Raw genomic sequence first — 15024 nt, 5'->3', positions numbered from 1 at the left:
GGATGTGTTTCTCGCGGATGTGTTTCTCGCGATGGCGATCCGGGACTTCAGTTAGGAAGCGTTAACTGTGATGCAAGGTTAGCAATCATTAACTGAAAAGCCCAGCAAGTCGCGACAACCCCGTTCGGCTCGAGCGGTGCGGCATCATCGACGGCACCGTGGACCGCACCGTCGCCTTCACCGGGGAGCCCGGTGGAACGGGCGGGGCGTTCGCAACACCGCGGGGGACGTGGGAGGCTCCGTTGACGTGACCAGGCTCGAAGCGCTCGAGCAGCGTGACGTCCCGACCGCGGCGGGCCAGCTCTCGGGCGGCGGCCGAGCCCATCGCGCCGCCGCCGACGACCACAACATCCGCGGTGCTCGGCATCGGTCAGCCCGGCTGTCCGGTGGGCGCGTCGGCTGCCAGCCCCGACGATGTGAGCGCATCGAATCCGCCGTCGACATGCGAGACGGCGAAGAAGCCGTGCGCATCGAGGTAGTCGACGAAGGGGCCGGAGCCGTCGGTCGAACCGCAGAAGACCACGATCTCACGGTCGGGGTCCTGAGACTGGGCGAAGGACGCCACGTCATCCTTGGCCACGACGAGTGCCTGCGGGATGGCGCCGGCCGAGGCGCGCCCGCCGCTGCTGCGAACGTCGACCAGGAGGGCACCGCCCTCTATGAGGCTGCGCGCGGCGGCGGCGGCAGTGATGGGAGAGACGGCGGACATCGGGGCCTTTCGTGAGGGACGAAATCTAGCGGTAGCGGAGTGACCGCGAAGATTCAATACCGAACGCTCCCGGCGTGAGAGTGTTGGCGGGGCGAGGCAGGCCGAGATTCTCCCGGAGGGTTGCCCCCGCATAGTTCTCGGGGAAGACGCCGCGGCGCTTGAGCTCGGGAACGACGAGTGCGGTGAAGCTCTCGAACTGCCCGCCGAGATAGGCGGAGAGGATCGTGAACCCGTCGGTCGCCGAGGCGAGAAACCAGGATTCCATGTAGTCGGCGACATCGACTCCCGAGCCGACCAGCACGGGAGCAGCGACCGCGTGCGCCACGAGCAGGTGCCGGTAGGTCACGGGGCGATATCCTCCGACGGTGCGACCGGAGCGCGAGGTGACGAGCGCGACGAGCTCGGTGCCGAGCGGGCTGAACCTCGCCGCGATCTTGGGAGGTACGGCCTCGTCGATGATCACTCCGTTGAGGGACACTCCGAGCAGGCCGGCGAGGCGGCGGATGGTGCGATTCGCGGGGAGGGTGACCCCATTGTCCACGCCGGCGGCCGTCTCGACCGGCACCAGGTCGACCAGGTCGTCGTAGATCCTCCAGGCCTTCTCCCGCGTCTCGGCGACGATGGGGAGAATCGGCGTGACCAGGAGAAAGTGGGCTGGGTCGCGCCCGAGATCCCGCGCCTGCTCCTTCGTCGCCCGATAGAAGTCGACCGCCTCCGCCAGGGACATCGGCGCGAGAAAGGAGATGTCGGCCTGGCGAGCGGCAAGGGCACGGGCGCTCGGTGCGCTGCCGACCACTGAGACGATCGGATGCCCCTGCGGCGGCCGCACGACATTGAGCGGGCCCGCGGAGGAGAAGTGACGCCCGACGTAGCCGAGCTGATGCACGCCCTCCTGGTCGATCAAGTGGCCGGTGGCGGCATCCGCGACGAACGCGTCGTCCTCCCAGCTGTCCCAGAGTCCGCAGAGGATCTCGATGAACTCGCCGGCGGCCTCGATCCGGTCTTCATCGGGATGCACACTCGTCCGTCCGAAGTTCGCCGCCGAGCGCGGCTCCGCGCCACTGGAAATGGAGAGCCCGGCACGCCCGTTGCTGAGCAGGTCGATCGACGCGGATGCCCGGGCCGTCGAATATGGCTCAGAATGCGCCGAACTCACCGTCGCGATGAGCCCGATCCGATCGGTGACCGCGGAGAGGAAGCTGATGGCCGCCAGCGGCTCGATGCGCGCGAGGAGATACGGGTCGGTCTGTTCGAATTCCGGACCGGTCGCGAGCCAGTCGCCGAAATAGAGGAAGTGGAGCCCGGCCGCCTCGGCGGTCAGCGCGAGGGAGCGGAGCGCGCGGGGGTCATCCGACGGGTGCCGATGGGCGCCCGGGTACCGCCAGCCCGAGGGCCACGCACCGAGCGTGCGCACGGTGGCGCCGACGATCATGGTCCCGCGACGAACCGGAGCATCGCCTCTGCTGTCACTCTGACTCATCCTTCGACCGTAGGCACCGGGCGGTCCCGACGCTCACGGGGGGTCACATTCGGTAAACCTCCGACTCAATTCGCAACAGGGCTGGACACGAGTGTCGATTGTCGATCGGCTTGTTCGTCACACTCGGTCACCTTGGCCCGACCGATTCGCTCACCGGGAGGGATTTAGATCAGACTCGACTATGAGGCGGAGAGCCGCTTGAATCGAGGAGATTGCTTTGCCGACACTGACTTCGAGGCTGAGCCAACCTCGGTTGCCCCCTGCGGCCCGCGTCGAGACCGGAGGTTCCCCCATCTCATCGTCATCGAGTCGTTTCGACCGACTCACCCGCGAACAGCTCAATCGGCCGAGCAGTCGCAAGTGGAGCCTTCACCCGGAGACCGTCGGGGCCTGGGTGGCGGAGATGGACTTCGGAACCGCGCCGGAGATCACCCGGCGACTGCACGAAGCGATCGATGATGGCCACTTCGGATACATCTCACCCTCCGTGGTCGAGGACATGGCTCGCGCCACCGCCGACTGGCACCGACGCGAATACGGCTGGGACATCCCCTGGGCGCGCGTTCACGCCGTGGCCGACGTGATGGCCGGGTTCGAGCTCACGGTGACGAAGTTCTCGCCGGCCGGAAGCGGAGTCATCGTGCCGACTCCCGCCTACATGCCCTTCTTCAGCGTTATTCCGGCCCTGGGTCGCGAGGTGTTCGAGGTGCCAGGCATCGTCACCGACGGGCGGTGGTCCCACGATCTCGCGGCCATCGACGCGGCCTTTCATGCCGGCGCCCGCACGCTCGTGCTCTGTAATCCGCAGAACCCCACCGGCACCGCGCTCACCCGGGACGAGCTCGAGGCCATCGCGGCCATCGTCGAGGCGCACCACGGTCGCGTCTTTGCCGACGAGGTGCACGCCCCGCTCTTCTATGGGCGCCAGCGCCACATCCCGTACGCCTCGCTGTCGGAGGTCACCGCGGCGCACACCATCACCGCCACGTCCGCGTCGAAGGCGTGGAATCTTCCCGGGCTCAAGACCGCCCAGCTCATCACCTCGAACGACGCCGACGAGGAACTCTTCGGCGCGTTCGGTTTCGCGGCTCTTCAGGGGGCTTCTCCGCTGGGGCTCGTCGCGGCGACGGTCGCATTCACCGAGGGGCGGCCGTGGCTCGACGAGGTGGTGGACTACCTCGACGGCAACAGGCGGTTGCTCGATGACCTTCTGCGACGCCACCTGCCCCAGGTGGGATATTCGCTCCCCGACGCGACCTACATCGCCTGGCTGGACTGTTCGGGGCTGGGTATCGACGGCTCCATCGCAGACTTCTTCCGCACGGAAGCGGGCGTGAGCCTCACCGATGGCGCCCAGTGCGGCCGAGGGTACGAGCAGTACGTGCGGCTCGTCTTCGCGCTGCCCAGGCCGCTGCTCGAGGAGGCCGTGATCGGCATGGCGAATGCTGTCGCCCGCCACCGCGCGGGAGAACTGCCCTCATGACCGATCACGAGCAGGGGTTCGACTCGGACCCCGACGCGGTACTCGACCCGGAGTACGACTGGCACGGCTACCAGTTCGAGACCCGCCAGGTTCACGCCGGTGAGCAGGAGGAGCGCAACAGCGGCGCCCGCATCACGCCGATCGCGATGACGGCGGGCTACCGATTCGACTCCTTTGCCGATGGCCGGGATCGCTTCTCCGGTAAGGCGGACGGGCTCATCTACTCTCGGCAACGGAATCCCTCCGGAACCGTCGCCGAGCGCAGGATCACCTCGCTCGAGGGTGGCACCGAGACCATCGTCGTCGCCTCTGGGCAGGCGGCGATCACGACGGCCCTGTTCGCTCTGGCCGAGTCCGGTGAGCGGATCGTCTCGACCGCGAGTATCTACAGTGGTACCCGCATTCTCTTCGGGCGCAGCTTCGCCCGGTTCGGCGTCACGGTGGACTACGTCTGGGACGAATCGGACGACGACGAGTGGGATCGTGTGATCCGGCCGAACACGAAGGCGATCTTCACCGAGACCATTCCCAATCCGAAGAACGACATCGTGGACATCGAGCACCTCGCGCGGGTGGCCGCGCGGCACGGGATCCCGCTGGTGGTGGACAACACGATCGCGACGCCCTACCTGATCCGTCCGATCGAGTACGGTGCGGCGATCGTCGTCCATTCCGCCACGAAGTTCCTCAGTGGCCACGGTGCTGGGCTGTCTGGCGCGATCGTGGATGGCGGAAACTTCGACTGGGCCGGGTCTGAGCGGTCCTACCCGATGCTCACGGAGGCGCAGTCGCCCGGAGTGCCCTCGGTGCTCGAACGGCACGGGCGCACCGCCTACGCCCGACTCGCCCGTGAGGCGGTCGTCAACGACATGGGACCCGCGCTGTCGCCATTCAACTCGTTCCTGCTGCACCAGGGGATCGAGACGCTCTCGTTGCGGATGGAGCGCCACCTCTCCAACTCGAGGGCGATCGCAGAGTGGCTGTCGGAGCATCCGCGGGTCGAATCGGTGGACTACTCCAGCCTGCCAGGCAACCCTCGCTACGAGCTCGCGCAGCGCCTGTACGGCGCAGCGACCGGGTCGGTGTTCGCGGTTACCGTGCGGGGCGGCGAGGATGGCGCTCGACGGTTTCTGGACGGCCTGCGCGTGTTCAGCCGCATGACCAACATCGGCGACGTGCGATCGATGGCGCTGCATCCGGCAACGACCACGCACTTCTCGTTCAGCCAGGAGCTACGCGACCGGCTCGGCATCAGCCCCGGCCTGATTCGCCTCTCGATCGGAATCGAGGGCGTCGACGACCTCATCGCGGACCTGGACGCTGCGCTGCGCCGAGTGTGAGGCAGCGGCCGAACTTCGTGGCCCGCCCGTGGAGTTGTCGTGACGCCGGCCCTCGGACTGGGGGACGCGTCTCTATCTCTATATAGCTAGGTTTGGGTTATGGACCCACTAGCGCGAGTTACCCCCGCCACAGTCGACGTTCTCCGCGTGCTGGAAGAATCCTCTGACCCCTGCTGGGGCCTGCTGGTGATCAAGTCGAGCGGGCGACCCGCCGGCACTGTCTACCCGATCCTCGAACGCCTGGAATCCCTGGGCTGGGTCACCTCCTCGTGGGAGGCAGACGACTCCCGGTCGGGTCCGCGCCGCCGCTACTACGAACTCACTGAGGGCGGCGCGGCAGCTGCGGGAGAAACCATCGCTGCCTTCGCGTTGCGAGTCCATCCGGCAACGACCCCGCGCCTCGTCATACCTTCGGTGGTGACCGCATGATCACCTCCCCAACTCTCATCGTGCGCGTGGCCGCAGCGCTGCTCCCGCGGCATTCACGTGACCGGTACCGGGAACAGTGGCTTGGTGAGCTGCGCGATGCACCCGGGGTCGGAATCCGCGCGTCAGAGATTGCCATCGGCTCGATCGCATTCGCCGCGACGCTCGCCCGTCCGGTTCCGGGTCGAGCGCGCGTGACGATCGAGTCGGTGACACGACGGTCGCGATTGGCCGTCGGGCTGTCCCTCAGCGCGGCGATCGTCGCGATAACCCAGTACGCCATCGTCGGGACCGGGGACGGGCGGACCGGCCCAGATCTGTACGACTCTGCCGTCTTGACTTTATCGACCTATTTGGCTGTCTATTCGATCCTCGCGCCGGTCGTCGCGTTGGTGATGGTTCTGGCCACCCGGGGCGTGACCTCCCGGGTGCGCGTCGGAGTTGCACTACTGGTGCTTGCAAGCGCCGTTTCCGCCCTCCGGGACGTGATCAACTGGCAATTTCTCTTGGATTCCGGCGTGCCGTTCATCTCCGCGGCCAACCTCGTCTATCTCGCGGCTATCGCCCTCGTCATAGTTGCCGGTTCGAACCTGTGGCGCGAATACCGCCCCCTTGGGCCGAACCCACGGCCGGAGCCCCGCTCCCGTTCGCTGCTCCTTTCAGCGCTGGGGGGCTTCGTCGTTGCCGCGGTCTTCGTACTGGGCTTTGCTGATGCCAGCATTGTGTGGGCTGCACGCGCACCCCTGAGGTTCAACCTTGCATTCACCGATGCCAACCGTGCTACGTTCGAAGATTGGCTGACGCTCAAAGTCAAGTTCGAGGATCTGGTTGCCACCATGCTCAGTGCGTGGCTCATTGTCGGACTGGTCATCGCCTGCGTCCTCGCCCTCTCCGGTTTCAACCGCCACTCGAACCCACGTCGCGTGAAAGCGCTGTCGCTCGCAGTGGTCTGCCTCGCCTTGCTGTCCTACGGAGCCGTAGTGGGGTTCCTTAAATTGGCGGAATCGAGCGTTGCCCCCACCCTGCCCGTCGACGTGGTGATGCTCGTCGCGCGCTGGGGGCTTGTCGCCATCGTTCTGGTTCTGGTCGGCGGAGTGCGCGGCCGCGACAACTTCTCGTCCAGGCAACTCGGGCAGGCGGGGATGGCTGAGCCGGGAGGCGCTCCGGCGGTTCCCAACTCCAGACCATAGGGACTCGAGGTATCTCGCTCGGGCGCAAAAAATGGGCCGGACAACCGAAACCGATTGTCGCGACCCATCTTCCGAACTGGCACAGCCCAATAGGCCGAACCACCCTCTGTGCGCGAAGGGGGACTTGAACTGTTCTGTTGCCCCTCGCGCGCAGAATCACGAATCGGCACTCTTGTCCACAAACAAAGGGAAGTAGGCGGGTCCTCCTGTGGACAATTGCATCGAGATACCCGCACCTACACAACGCTTAGCACCTGAGTTAGCACTTTTAGCAGTGCTGACCAGCTTGGCCTGCGGTGAGCAGCGCGCCGAGGAGGCCCTCAAGGCAGTTCCGACTTCGGCCCCCTTCGTGCGCCGGCGAGTGTGCCAACTACTGAGAATCAGGAAGTCCGATCATGTGCGGTCCATCGTTGATCGCTGTGCGCGACGATAGTCCGACGAGTAAGAGCAGCAATCCCGGTCCGCGCGTGGGTGGTCCGACTGCGCGGCGGTCGTTCACGCCCGCGCAGAAACTTGACGATGTGGCCGCGTATGAGGACTTCAACGACTCAATATCAGAACTCCGATGATGGCTTTCAACGCACCCTCGAAACCATGCGTGGAAGCCGAGATGCCGCACAGACAAGGGATCCCGGAGGGCTCTCAATTGAGACTTTTGGAGGTCGCTCAGGGAGGGATGAAGAACGTTCGCTGCGGCAGCACAGAGGCCCCCGTTATTGCTGTCGCGACACCTTTTATCGCAGGGAAGAGAAAAAGTTTCCGGCGATACCTCAATTCGCCCCTCGGAGTCAAGCCAAAACAGGTGGCGAAACTTATCCACAATGTGACGGACACGCAGGTGACACAACTCGCGCGTAGCTTCGGGCCATGGAATTCGATCCGCACATCGATGGCCTCCTTCGAGGAGATCGAGAGCAATCCTCTCGTCGGCTTGGCGATCTCATGCGCGCTGAAGCTCGCAACTCGGCAACGCCCACAGCGCTGAGCGAAGAAGCGCTGATCTCTGAATTCGGTGCTAGCCGGAACGCGATCCGGGCGGCTCTCGCTGCGTTGCAGAAACAGGGCGTCGTGTCCCGCCGTCGCGGCATCGGCACCACGATCAGCCGACACTGGGACTGGTCGGATCTTGCCGAGCTTCGCGGATTGAACGAGTCCGCGAGTGCCAATGGTGGACGAGTGACGAACCGAGTTCTCGTGGCCGACGTGGTCTCGTCGCCTTTGGCCATCAGCACCGCCCTCAACCTTCCAGCTCGATCACCGGTGCTCTTGATTGAAAGAGTCCGCATTCTGGACAATCAGCCCTTCTCACTTGACACCAGCTACCTGAATGTCGATCTCGCTGCTGGCCTCCTTGACTGCGTGCTGGAGAGCTACGATCTCGTGTCACTCCTGGAGGACAAGCTCGGCCTCCCCCTTGGGAGCGCCGATCTCGTCATCGAAGCATCTACGGCGGGTGCCGCGTTGGCAAGCCAGCTCCAAATTGCCCCTGGAGACCCGGTGCTCTCCGTTGATCGCGTCCTACGGCTGGACGAAGGAAGCGTCCTCGCTCTTGAGTTCCTCCGACTGCGCGGCGACCGAGCCGCCATGACCGGGCACAGCGATCGGGGAACCCGCCCCCGATCCTGAACGGCCATCCCTGACGCCACGCCACCGAGCATTGTCCCGAAGCCCCATTCAACAAAGGAATCAAGAATGACCGTGAAAACCGCAACCGGTGTCGTGCACTTCGACCGCACCCAGGTCCATGACAGCTACGTTCTCTTCGGCGGACCGGACGGAATCTCTCGGCTGATCGATCTTGACGGTGAAGTCCGGCATGAGTGGCCCTTCTACGGTGTCCCGGCGCGCATCATCGATCCCGAAATGAACAGCGGCAGGATCGGCGACATCGGGGTGCAGATTTCTGAAGTCGAGGGCTCACCGGGCGGCATCTACGCGAACCGAACTGTCGGTCAGGTGTCATGGAGTGGCGAGATCCTGTGGGAGTGGGGCAGCGAGGCGCCTGGCGGCGCAGCTCGCCAGAACCATGACTGGGAGCTTCTCCCAAACGGCAACCGCCTGTTCCTGGTGACGATGCCCCGCGTCGTTCCCGACCTCGGTGAGCACATCGTGGGCGATCAGGGCATCTACGAAGTCACACCGGGCGGCGACATCGTCTGGACCTGGCGCGCTGGTGACCACCTGAACGAGTTCGGCTTCTCCGTCGCCGGTTGGGAGCACCTCCGGGCGACCGTCGCCCGTCGCCCCGACGATGTATGGGGCTACCTCGAGATGAACAGCATGAAGACGCTGGGCCCGAACAAATGGCATGACGCCGATCCGACGACTGTCTTTCAGCCCGACAACATCATTTTCAGCACACGAAAGGCCAACGTCATCGGAATAATTGACAAGGCGACGGGTGCTCTGGTCTGGCGCATCGGGCCCTACTACCGTGAAGAGCCCGGAGCGGAGCACCAGCGCATCAACCGGTTCTCCGTACCGCGCCCGGTCGACCAAATTTCCGGCCAGCACAACCCGCACTTCATTGCCGAGGGGCTGCCCGGCGCCGGTAATATCCTCGTGTTCGACAATCAGGGCGGCGCTGGCTATCCGCCCGCCCCGCTCGGCATCTACGCGGGATCGCGCGTCCTCGAGATCGACCCGTCGACCAAAGAAATCGTGTGGCAGTACACGGCCGAGGACTCGGGGCGCCCGTCTTGGGAGTTCCACAGCTCTTTCGTCAGCAACGCTCAGCGCCTACCCAACGGCAACACGCTAATCACTGAGGGCATGAGAGGGCGCCTGTTCCAGGTGACCCCAGCCGGCGAGATCGTCTGGGAGTACCACTCCCCATACGAAGCACCTGGCATCGCCGGTGAACCCGAGGTGCAGGCCGCTACCGTCCCAGGCGTCGACCGCCTCTCCATGACCAAGCTCGTCTACAGGTCGCAGGCGGTGCCCTTCGAATGGGTACCGGCCGCGACAGAACCGGTCGGCGAGTTCGTCGAGCAGCAACGCTCATGCTGAAGGAGACGGTTGCCACGCGTCCCGGCCTCGGCGCGGACCCGATGGTAAGGCAGTGGACGAAGAAATCTTCTAGCCCTCGATTTACCGGTTCCAGAAACTTGGCACGTCTTGCCGGGACATTCGGAGGGGGCGCCATCCTCGGAATCGCCCTTCTCATGGCGGTTTGGTCCGTTCTCTACGCCGCCCGTCTGTTCCCGGACAATCTGTTTCCGAGCGTGCCTGCTGTGTGGCGTGCTGGCGTCCAGATGTGGCAAGAGGGCGTGCTCAGCCCCGATATCACGGCAAGCATTCGAGAGGCAGCTGTTGGATTCGTCATCGGTACGGTCCTCGGCATCGCCCTGGCGCTCGCGACTGCGACGACTAGGGCGGGAAGGTTTATCCTTCAGCCCGTCCTGAGGCTGCTTGCGCCGATTCCGACTATCGGCCTGATTCCGCTCGCGATTCTCTGGTTCGGCATCGGCGACACAAGCAAGTACGTGGTCGTCGCACTAGGCGTGTTCGTTCCCGTTTGGATCAACGCTCACGCGGGCCTTGCCTCAACGCCGTCCGACTACCTGCAGGTCAGCGGCTGCCTGGGATCATCCCGCTGGCTAACACTCCGGAGGGTCATCCTGCCGGAAGCCCTCCCCGACATCGTCGCAGGCATGCGCGTCGGCTGCGCGACGGCTTTCGTCGTGATCGTCGTCGCGGAAATGACCGGGACCACCAACGGTCTGGGCTACCGAATCTCACAGGCACAGCTGTTCTCCCAAGCCGACCGGCTGATTTTCCTGCTGGCTGTTCTGGGGGTCGTCGGAGCGATCTGCGACCAACTCATTGTCAACGTGGCCCGGCCATTCACCGCCTGGGCCTCAGAGGAGAACTGACATGGATCTCACAGTTCGTGACCTCGGCGTCACATACAAGGGCAAAGCCGCACCTGCTCTTCACGGGGTGAACCTCGAAATCAAGTCCGGCTCGTTCGTGGTGCTGGTCGGCCCCTCCGGCAGCGGTAAGTCCACTCTCCTACGATGCCTAGCCGGGATAGAGAGCCCGACGAGCGGACACGTCACCGCCGACGCCGAACCTATCCTCGGAAGAGACCCGAGCCGCGGCATGGTCTTCCAGCGCGACATCCTCTTTCCTTGGGCAACCATCAGAGCCAACATCGCGTTCGCCCTGCAGGCCAAAGGCACGCCGAAACGGGACATGGAACCGATCATCGACGAGCTCCTGACCGTTGTCGGACTGCCGCTCGAGGTGAAGCGTCAGCGTCCCGCTGCTTTGTCCGGAGGAATGCGTCAACGTGCTGGCATCGCCCGAATGCTAGCCGGCGAGCCTGAGGTCATGCTCATGGATGAACCCTTCGCCGCCCTCGATGCACAGACTCGCCTGAGGATGCAGGACCTCGTAACAGGCCTCTGGTCACGACTAGGCCGAACCGTTGTTTTCGTCACGCACGACGTGGACGAGGCCATCCGGCTTTCACAGACAATCTTCGTTCTCCGAGACGGCCGACTGGCCGCCACGATCGAGAACCCCTTGCCGCCCGCACGGCCGGCTGGCCAGCTGGCGGACGCCGGAGGCTACAGCGACCTCCGTCGTCGACTCCACGATGAACTTCATGAGGGGGCCGACATCAGAACAGCATAAATGCCCAATTAGTTGTTCTTCTCTTCCCGTCTTCAACTAACACCACACCCCCTTTCCCACCACCGCATACAGAAGGAATTCACATGCCCTCCACATTTCGCCGGCCCATCGCAAATCGCGTCTTCGTACTCGCCCTTGGGGCGATCGTTGCTACGTCTCTCAGCGCCTGTTCCGCTTCGAACACGACCGCTGCCAACAACGGCGCCTCGTCCAAAACCTTGACCGTCGGCTTCGTTCCAGACCCTTCATGGGCACAAGTGCCTGTCGCCGAAGCGAACGGGTACTTCAAATCCGAAGGCCTGAATGTGAAGGTGATCGACTTCTCCACGGGAGTTCAAGCACTCCAAGCTCTTGCCGCCGGGCAAGTCGACGTCACCACTTCTGCGGACGTCCCCGTCTCCGCAGTTCTTGCCAGCTCCAAGAACATGGACATCATTGCTGACGGCTCGCGCTGGAAGGGCTCCGTCATCGTGGGCAGTGCGAAAGCTGGCATCAAAACCGCGTCCGACCTCGCGGGCAAGAAGGTTGGCACGCCTCTCGGAACCAGCGCCGCATATTTCGGCTCCAGTTTCCTGAAGGAATCCGGCGCCAACGCTCAACTGATCAACGTCGCCCCGTCGGCCATCGTGACCGCAATGCAACAGGGAAACGTGCCCGCGGTTTCCATCTTCCAACCGTTCCAGCAGCAGGTCATCGCCGCTCTGGGAAGCGACGCAGTCGTTCTCAAGCCGGCGGCAGGAACGTATGTTCAACAAAGTCTTTACCTGGCATCGACAAGCGCGGTGAAAAACAAGGCGAGTGCACTCAAGTCATTTGAGCTAGCACTGAATAAGGCGAGCAAGGATCTGACGAGCCAGAAGGCCAGCGCGGTCAGCGCCGTGGCAAAGGCCACCCAACTTTCACCTGATCTCGTCAAGACGATCCTGCCGGAGTTCGACTACACCATTGAACTGCCGTCCGACCTACCGACCGGGCTGACGTCCCTAGGTATGTGGGCTAAGACCGCCGGGAACCTCCCGTCGAGCGCGACGATTCCCAACTACTCCACCTTCGTCAACCGCGACTTCCTGCCAGCATCGTGAGTTGAGGCCGTTGCTGGCCGAGACGGACTTCACTGCGCTAGCGGCAGAATCAGATGTGTCAGCAGGGGACAGGGGCTTTTTGTTAGTGGCCATGCCACCAAGTTCGGATGGGCTATTGACAGCTTTTGAGGACGGCGCTCGGGAACGCCCGTCTGCCTGCATGAGCGACAATGGCGTCATGTCAAACATTGGTGGAAGGTGGTCAGCGAGGGCGCGCTGACCCCCGACCAGTACTCGTCCTGGGTGGACTGGATCAACCCTTTCACAGGCGAGTCGATGGGTACGCCGCGGCGGCCGGGGAGGGTCGGCGCGGGTCGCCGCGGTTTGCGGAGATGGTGGTCAACGCGCCGAAGTCGCTGTCGATCACCGCTGCCCTGCATCCGGACGGGTCGGCGGCGCTCGATATGGCGCAGAAGGACGCGATGGGGTGGCTCGGGCAACATTCGGTCACTCGGGTGGGCCTGCGGGGGAGGCAGGAAGTGGTGGCGGTCGAGCAGCTTGAGACCGTTTCGGTCGTCCACAAGACGTCGCGGGCGGGCGACCCGCACCGGCACATCCACTTCAGATCGGCACTCGCGTGTGGGCGGCGGAGGCGTGGCGTGGGAACCGAGACGGCGTCTGGACCCGGCTCGCGGTCGGCGGCACCGACCCGGAGAACGGCAGCCCGTACAGCGGCCCGCCGAAGGACGCCCGCTTGGTCCGGGGTGAACGGGTCTTGGTGGACGAGGCGGGGATGCTCGACCAGGACACCGCCCTCGCCCTCCTGACAATCGCGGACGAGGCCGGCGCCACTCTCGCGTTCGTCAGGGATCGTGCGCAGCTGCCCGCGGTCGGTCGGGGCGGCGTCCTTGATATGGCCGCACAACTCCGCGCCCGCACGTTCGACATGACTACCGTGCACCGCTTCACCGACCCCGAATACGCGGACCTGACCGTGCGGATGCGCGCGGGTGCGAGCGACCGGTCACTCGCTATCTGGGTCGATCAGCCGCAGGAACCTCTCGCGCGGGATCACCACGCGGCGGCCGAGCCGGACCGAGGGGATCGTACGGTTTTCGACCCCCACCGTGATCGTGCGGGGATCGACGCTGAGTGCCTGCGCCGCTTCGGTTCGCGTGATGACCAGGCTCCGCAACTCACGCAGCACCTGAATGGGGCTTAGCACTTTTCTCAGCACCTCGACGAAAAATGGCCCCCAACCCGGGACTTAAAATCCGAGATCAGAGGCCATTTTCACGCTGTGGGTAATTCGGAGAATCCATTTGAGCCCGCGAACACGGGGGAGTGGCGGGACCCGCAAAAAGTCATTCCACGTGGAAACCCAAACTTTTCCACGACGGGCGCTGCTGCCCAGTGATTCCGGTGATTTGTTTTCGTGTCACATCTGCCGTCGCCAACTAGTGTCCTGCGCCGGTAGTTCGTTTCATTAGTCGGGCGAGGGATTCGAGGATCTGGTCGGCGGTTTTGGTCCAGATGAAGGGTTTCGGGTTCTGATTCCAGCCAGCGGCCCAGGCTCGGATGTCGGCTTCGAGGGTCTGGATGTTTTTGTGGACGCTGCGTTGGAGGAGTTGGCTGGTGAGGTAGGCGAACCAGCGTTCGACCTGGTTGAGCCAGGAGGACCCGGTCGGGGTGAAGTGGACGTGGAATCTCGGGTGGGCGGCCAGCCAGTTCTTCACCAGCGGAGTCTTGTGGGTGGCGTAGTTGTCGCAGACGATGTGCACGTCGAGATCAGCCGGAACCTCGGTATCGATCTTGGTCAGGAACTTCTTGAACTCCACGGCACGATGCCTGCGGTGGATCGAGGAGATCACGGTGCCATCGACGATGTTGAACGCGGCGAACAGGCTGGTGGTGCCGTGCCGGAAATAGTCATGGGTGCGTCTCTCCGGCATCCCGGGCATCATCGGCAACACGGGCTGCGATCGGTCCAGCGCCTGAACCTGGCTCTTCTCATCCACACAGAGCACGACCGCGGTCTCCGGCGGATTCAGGTAGAGGCCGATGACGTCGTAGACCTTCTCCACGAACAGGGGATCCTTGGAGAACTTGAACCCCTCGACCCGGTGCGGTTTCAGCTCGAACGTCTTCCAGATCCGTCCGATCGTCGACTTCGACAGGCCGGAGCGCTCCGCCATCGACGCCCTCGACCAGTGCGTGGCGTTGACCGGCGTGGATTCCAGGGTCGCCACGATCACCTCCTCGACCTGGTCGATGCTGATCAGCGGTGGCCGGCCAGGACGTGGCTCATCCAGCAGCCCATCGAGACGATCGGCCACGAATCTCGCCCGCCATTTCGCAACCGTGTGCGCCGAAACCCCGACCCGATCCGCGACCTCGAGATTCGTCAACCCCTCGGCCGCGGCCAACACGATCCGAGACCGCTGAGCCAATGCCTGCGCCGTCTTCGCACGCCTCGCCCACCGCGACAACGACTCACGCTCATCAACCGACAACACCAACGACGCCTTCGGACGCCCAACAGAAGCCATACCCCAATTCTACAATTAGGAAACTAAATAACGGCGCAGGACACTAGATGAGTGAGTCCTAATCGGGGCTTGGCCGCGTGGAGGCTGTTAATCGTTGGCGGAGGGTGTTAAACCCTGTGTGTGAAAACCGACCTCAACACCCGGCATTGTCAAGTGGTGGGGGCAACGCGGGTGGTTATGCTGC

Annotated in this window: 15 protein-coding genes; 11 read left to right on the top strand and 4 right to left on the bottom strand. The window is 64.1% G+C overall.

The window, feature by feature from the left end:
* Positions 1-88 precede the first annotated feature (88 nt).
* The 3 genes from VIM54_RS12865 to VIM54_RS12855 are packed head-to-tail and all read right to left on the bottom strand — an operon-like array spanning position 89 to position 2189.
* Positions 89-367, bottom strand: coding sequence for an FAD-dependent oxidoreductase (locus VIM54_RS12865; protein WP_331901877.1), 279 nt, complete (start codon positions 365-367; stop codon positions 89-91).
* Between the two features lie 3 nt (positions 368-370).
* Positions 371-709, bottom strand: a complete 339-nt coding sequence (locus tag VIM54_RS12860; protein WP_331901876.1) for a rhodanese-like domain-containing protein — start codon at positions 707-709, stop codon at positions 371-373.
* Between the two features lie 25 nt (positions 710-734).
* Positions 735-2189: an NtaA/DmoA family FMN-dependent monooxygenase gene (locus tag VIM54_RS12855; RefSeq protein ID WP_331901875.1), complete on the bottom strand. Its 1455-nt coding sequence runs from the start codon at positions 2187-2189 to the stop codon at positions 735-737.
* 403 nt (positions 2190-2592) lie between these two features.
* On the opposite strand from VIM54_RS12855, the gene VIM54_RS12850 reads away from it, so the two are divergent.
* The 11 genes from VIM54_RS12850 (at position 2593) to VIM54_RS12800 (ending at position 13513) form a co-directional block, all read left to right on the top strand.
* On the top strand, positions 2593-3672 hold the full coding sequence (locus VIM54_RS12850) for a MalY/PatB family protein (RefSeq protein ID WP_331901874.1): 1080 nt from the start codon (positions 2593-2595) through the stop codon (positions 3670-3672).
* The gene (locus VIM54_RS12845; protein WP_331901872.1) at positions 3669-5012 is read left to right on the top strand and encodes an O-acetylhomoserine aminocarboxypropyltransferase/cysteine synthase family protein; all 1344 of its coding nucleotides are present in this window, start codon (positions 3669-3671) and stop codon (positions 5010-5012) included. The genes VIM54_RS12850 and VIM54_RS12845 overlap by 4 nt, the downstream gene beginning before the upstream one ends.
* 147 nt (positions 5013-5159) lie before the next feature.
* Positions 5160-5441, top strand: a complete 282-nt coding sequence (locus tag VIM54_RS12840; protein WP_331901870.1) for a PadR family transcriptional regulator — start codon at positions 5160-5162, stop codon at positions 5439-5441.
* Positions 5438-6628 (top strand): hypothetical protein, encoded by a 1191-nt coding sequence (locus tag VIM54_RS12835; protein WP_331901868.1) that lies wholly within the window; start codon positions 5438-5440, stop codon positions 6626-6628. Before VIM54_RS12840 ends, VIM54_RS12835 begins: the two co-directional genes overlap by 4 nt.
* An 867-nt stretch (positions 6629-7495) precedes the next feature.
* Positions 7496-8254 carry a GntR family transcriptional regulator gene (locus tag VIM54_RS12830; RefSeq protein ID WP_331901867.1) on the top strand — a complete coding sequence of 253 codons (759 nt, stop codon included), beginning with the start codon at positions 7496-7498 and terminating at the stop codon, positions 8252-8254.
* Between the two features lie 66 nt (positions 8255-8320).
* Entirely contained in the window at positions 8321-9637 is a 1317-nt protein-coding gene (locus tag VIM54_RS12825) for an aryl-sulfate sulfotransferase (protein WP_331901866.1), read from the top strand.
* The gene (locus VIM54_RS12820) at positions 9631-10503 is read left to right on the top strand and encodes an ABC transporter permease (protein WP_331901865.1); all 873 of its coding nucleotides are present in this window, start codon (positions 9631-9633) and stop codon (positions 10501-10503) included. The genes VIM54_RS12825 and VIM54_RS12820 overlap by 7 nt, the downstream gene beginning before the upstream one ends.
* Before the next feature lies 1 nt (position 10504).
* Entirely contained in the window at positions 10505-11269 is a 765-nt protein-coding gene (locus VIM54_RS12815; RefSeq protein WP_331901863.1) for an ABC transporter ATP-binding protein, read from the top strand.
* Positions 11270-11352: 83 nt separating this feature from the next.
* The gene (locus tag VIM54_RS12810; protein WP_331901862.1) at positions 11353-12351 is read left to right on the top strand and encodes an ABC transporter substrate-binding protein; all 999 of its coding nucleotides are present in this window, start codon (positions 11353-11355) and stop codon (positions 12349-12351) included.
* Between the two features lie 170 nt (positions 12352-12521).
* Positions 12522-13118 (top strand): relaxase domain-containing protein, encoded by a 597-nt coding sequence (locus VIM54_RS12805; protein ID WP_331901861.1) that lies wholly within the window; start codon positions 12522-12524, stop codon positions 13116-13118.
* Positions 13085-13513 (top strand): AAA family ATPase, encoded by a 429-nt coding sequence (locus VIM54_RS12800; protein ID WP_331901859.1) that lies wholly within the window; start codon positions 13085-13087, stop codon positions 13511-13513. The genes VIM54_RS12805 and VIM54_RS12800 overlap by 34 nt, the downstream gene beginning before the upstream one ends.
* Before the next feature lie 235 nt (positions 13514-13748).
* On the opposite strand, the gene VIM54_RS12795 is transcribed toward VIM54_RS12800, so the two are convergent.
* A complete protein-coding gene (locus VIM54_RS12795; RefSeq protein WP_331901857.1) occupies positions 13749-14840 on the bottom strand; it encodes an IS630 family transposase in 1092 nt (363 codons plus the stop codon).
* Positions 14841-15024 lie beyond the last annotated feature (184 nt).

The organism is Lacisediminihabitans sp., from assembly GCF_036569425.1.
GTDB lineage: Bacteria > Actinomycetota > Actinomycetes > Actinomycetales > Microbacteriaceae > Lacisediminihabitans.
The sequence above is the reverse complement of the archived record's forward strand: the minus strand, read 5'-3'. Positions and strand labels throughout refer to the sequence as shown.

Bases quoted from the DNA above. Each gene is read 5' to 3' on its own strand.
- VIM54_RS12865 (WP_331901877.1), bottom strand. From the start codon at position 367: ATGCCGAGCACCGCGGATGTTGTGGTCGTCGGCGGCGGCGCGATGGGC.
- VIM54_RS12860 (WP_331901876.1), bottom strand. From the start codon at position 709: ATGTCCGCCGTCTCTCCCATCACTGCCGCCGCCGCCGCGCGCAGCCTC.
- VIM54_RS12855 (WP_331901875.1), bottom strand. From the start codon at position 2,189: ATGAGTCAGAGTGACAGCAGAGGCGATGCTCCGGTTCGTCGCGGGACC.
- VIM54_RS12850 (WP_331901874.1), top strand. From the start codon at position 2,593: ATGGACTTCGGAACCGCGCCGGAGATCACCCGGCGACTGCACGAAGCG.
- VIM54_RS12845 (WP_331901872.1), top strand. From the start codon at position 3,669: ATGACCGATCACGAGCAGGGGTTCGACTCGGACCCCGACGCGGTACTC.
- VIM54_RS12835 (WP_331901868.1), top strand. From the start codon at position 5,438: ATGATCACCTCCCCAACTCTCATCGTGCGCGTGGCCGCAGCGCTGCTC.
- VIM54_RS12830 (WP_331901867.1), top strand. From the start codon at position 7,496: ATGGAATTCGATCCGCACATCGATGGCCTCCTTCGAGGAGATCGAGAG.
- VIM54_RS12825 (WP_331901866.1), top strand. From the start codon at position 8,321: ATGACCGTGAAAACCGCAACCGGTGTCGTGCACTTCGACCGCACCCAG.
- VIM54_RS12820 (WP_331901865.1), top strand. From the start codon at position 9,631: ATGCTGAAGGAGACGGTTGCCACGCGTCCCGGCCTCGGCGCGGACCCG.
- VIM54_RS12815 (WP_331901863.1), top strand. From the start codon at position 10,505: ATGGATCTCACAGTTCGTGACCTCGGCGTCACATACAAGGGCAAAGCC.
- VIM54_RS12810 (WP_331901862.1), top strand. From the start codon at position 11,353: ATGCCCTCCACATTTCGCCGGCCCATCGCAAATCGCGTCTTCGTACTC.
- VIM54_RS12805 (WP_331901861.1), top strand. From the start codon at position 12,522: ATGGCGTCATGTCAAACATTGGTGGAAGGTGGTCAGCGAGGGCGCGCT.
- VIM54_RS12800 (WP_331901859.1), top strand. From the start codon at position 13,085: ATGCTCGACCAGGACACCGCCCTCGCCCTCCTGACAATCGCGGACGAG.
- VIM54_RS12795 (WP_331901857.1), bottom strand. From the start codon at position 14,840: ATGGCTTCTGTTGGGCGTCCGAAGGCGTCGTTGGTGTTGTCGGTTGAT.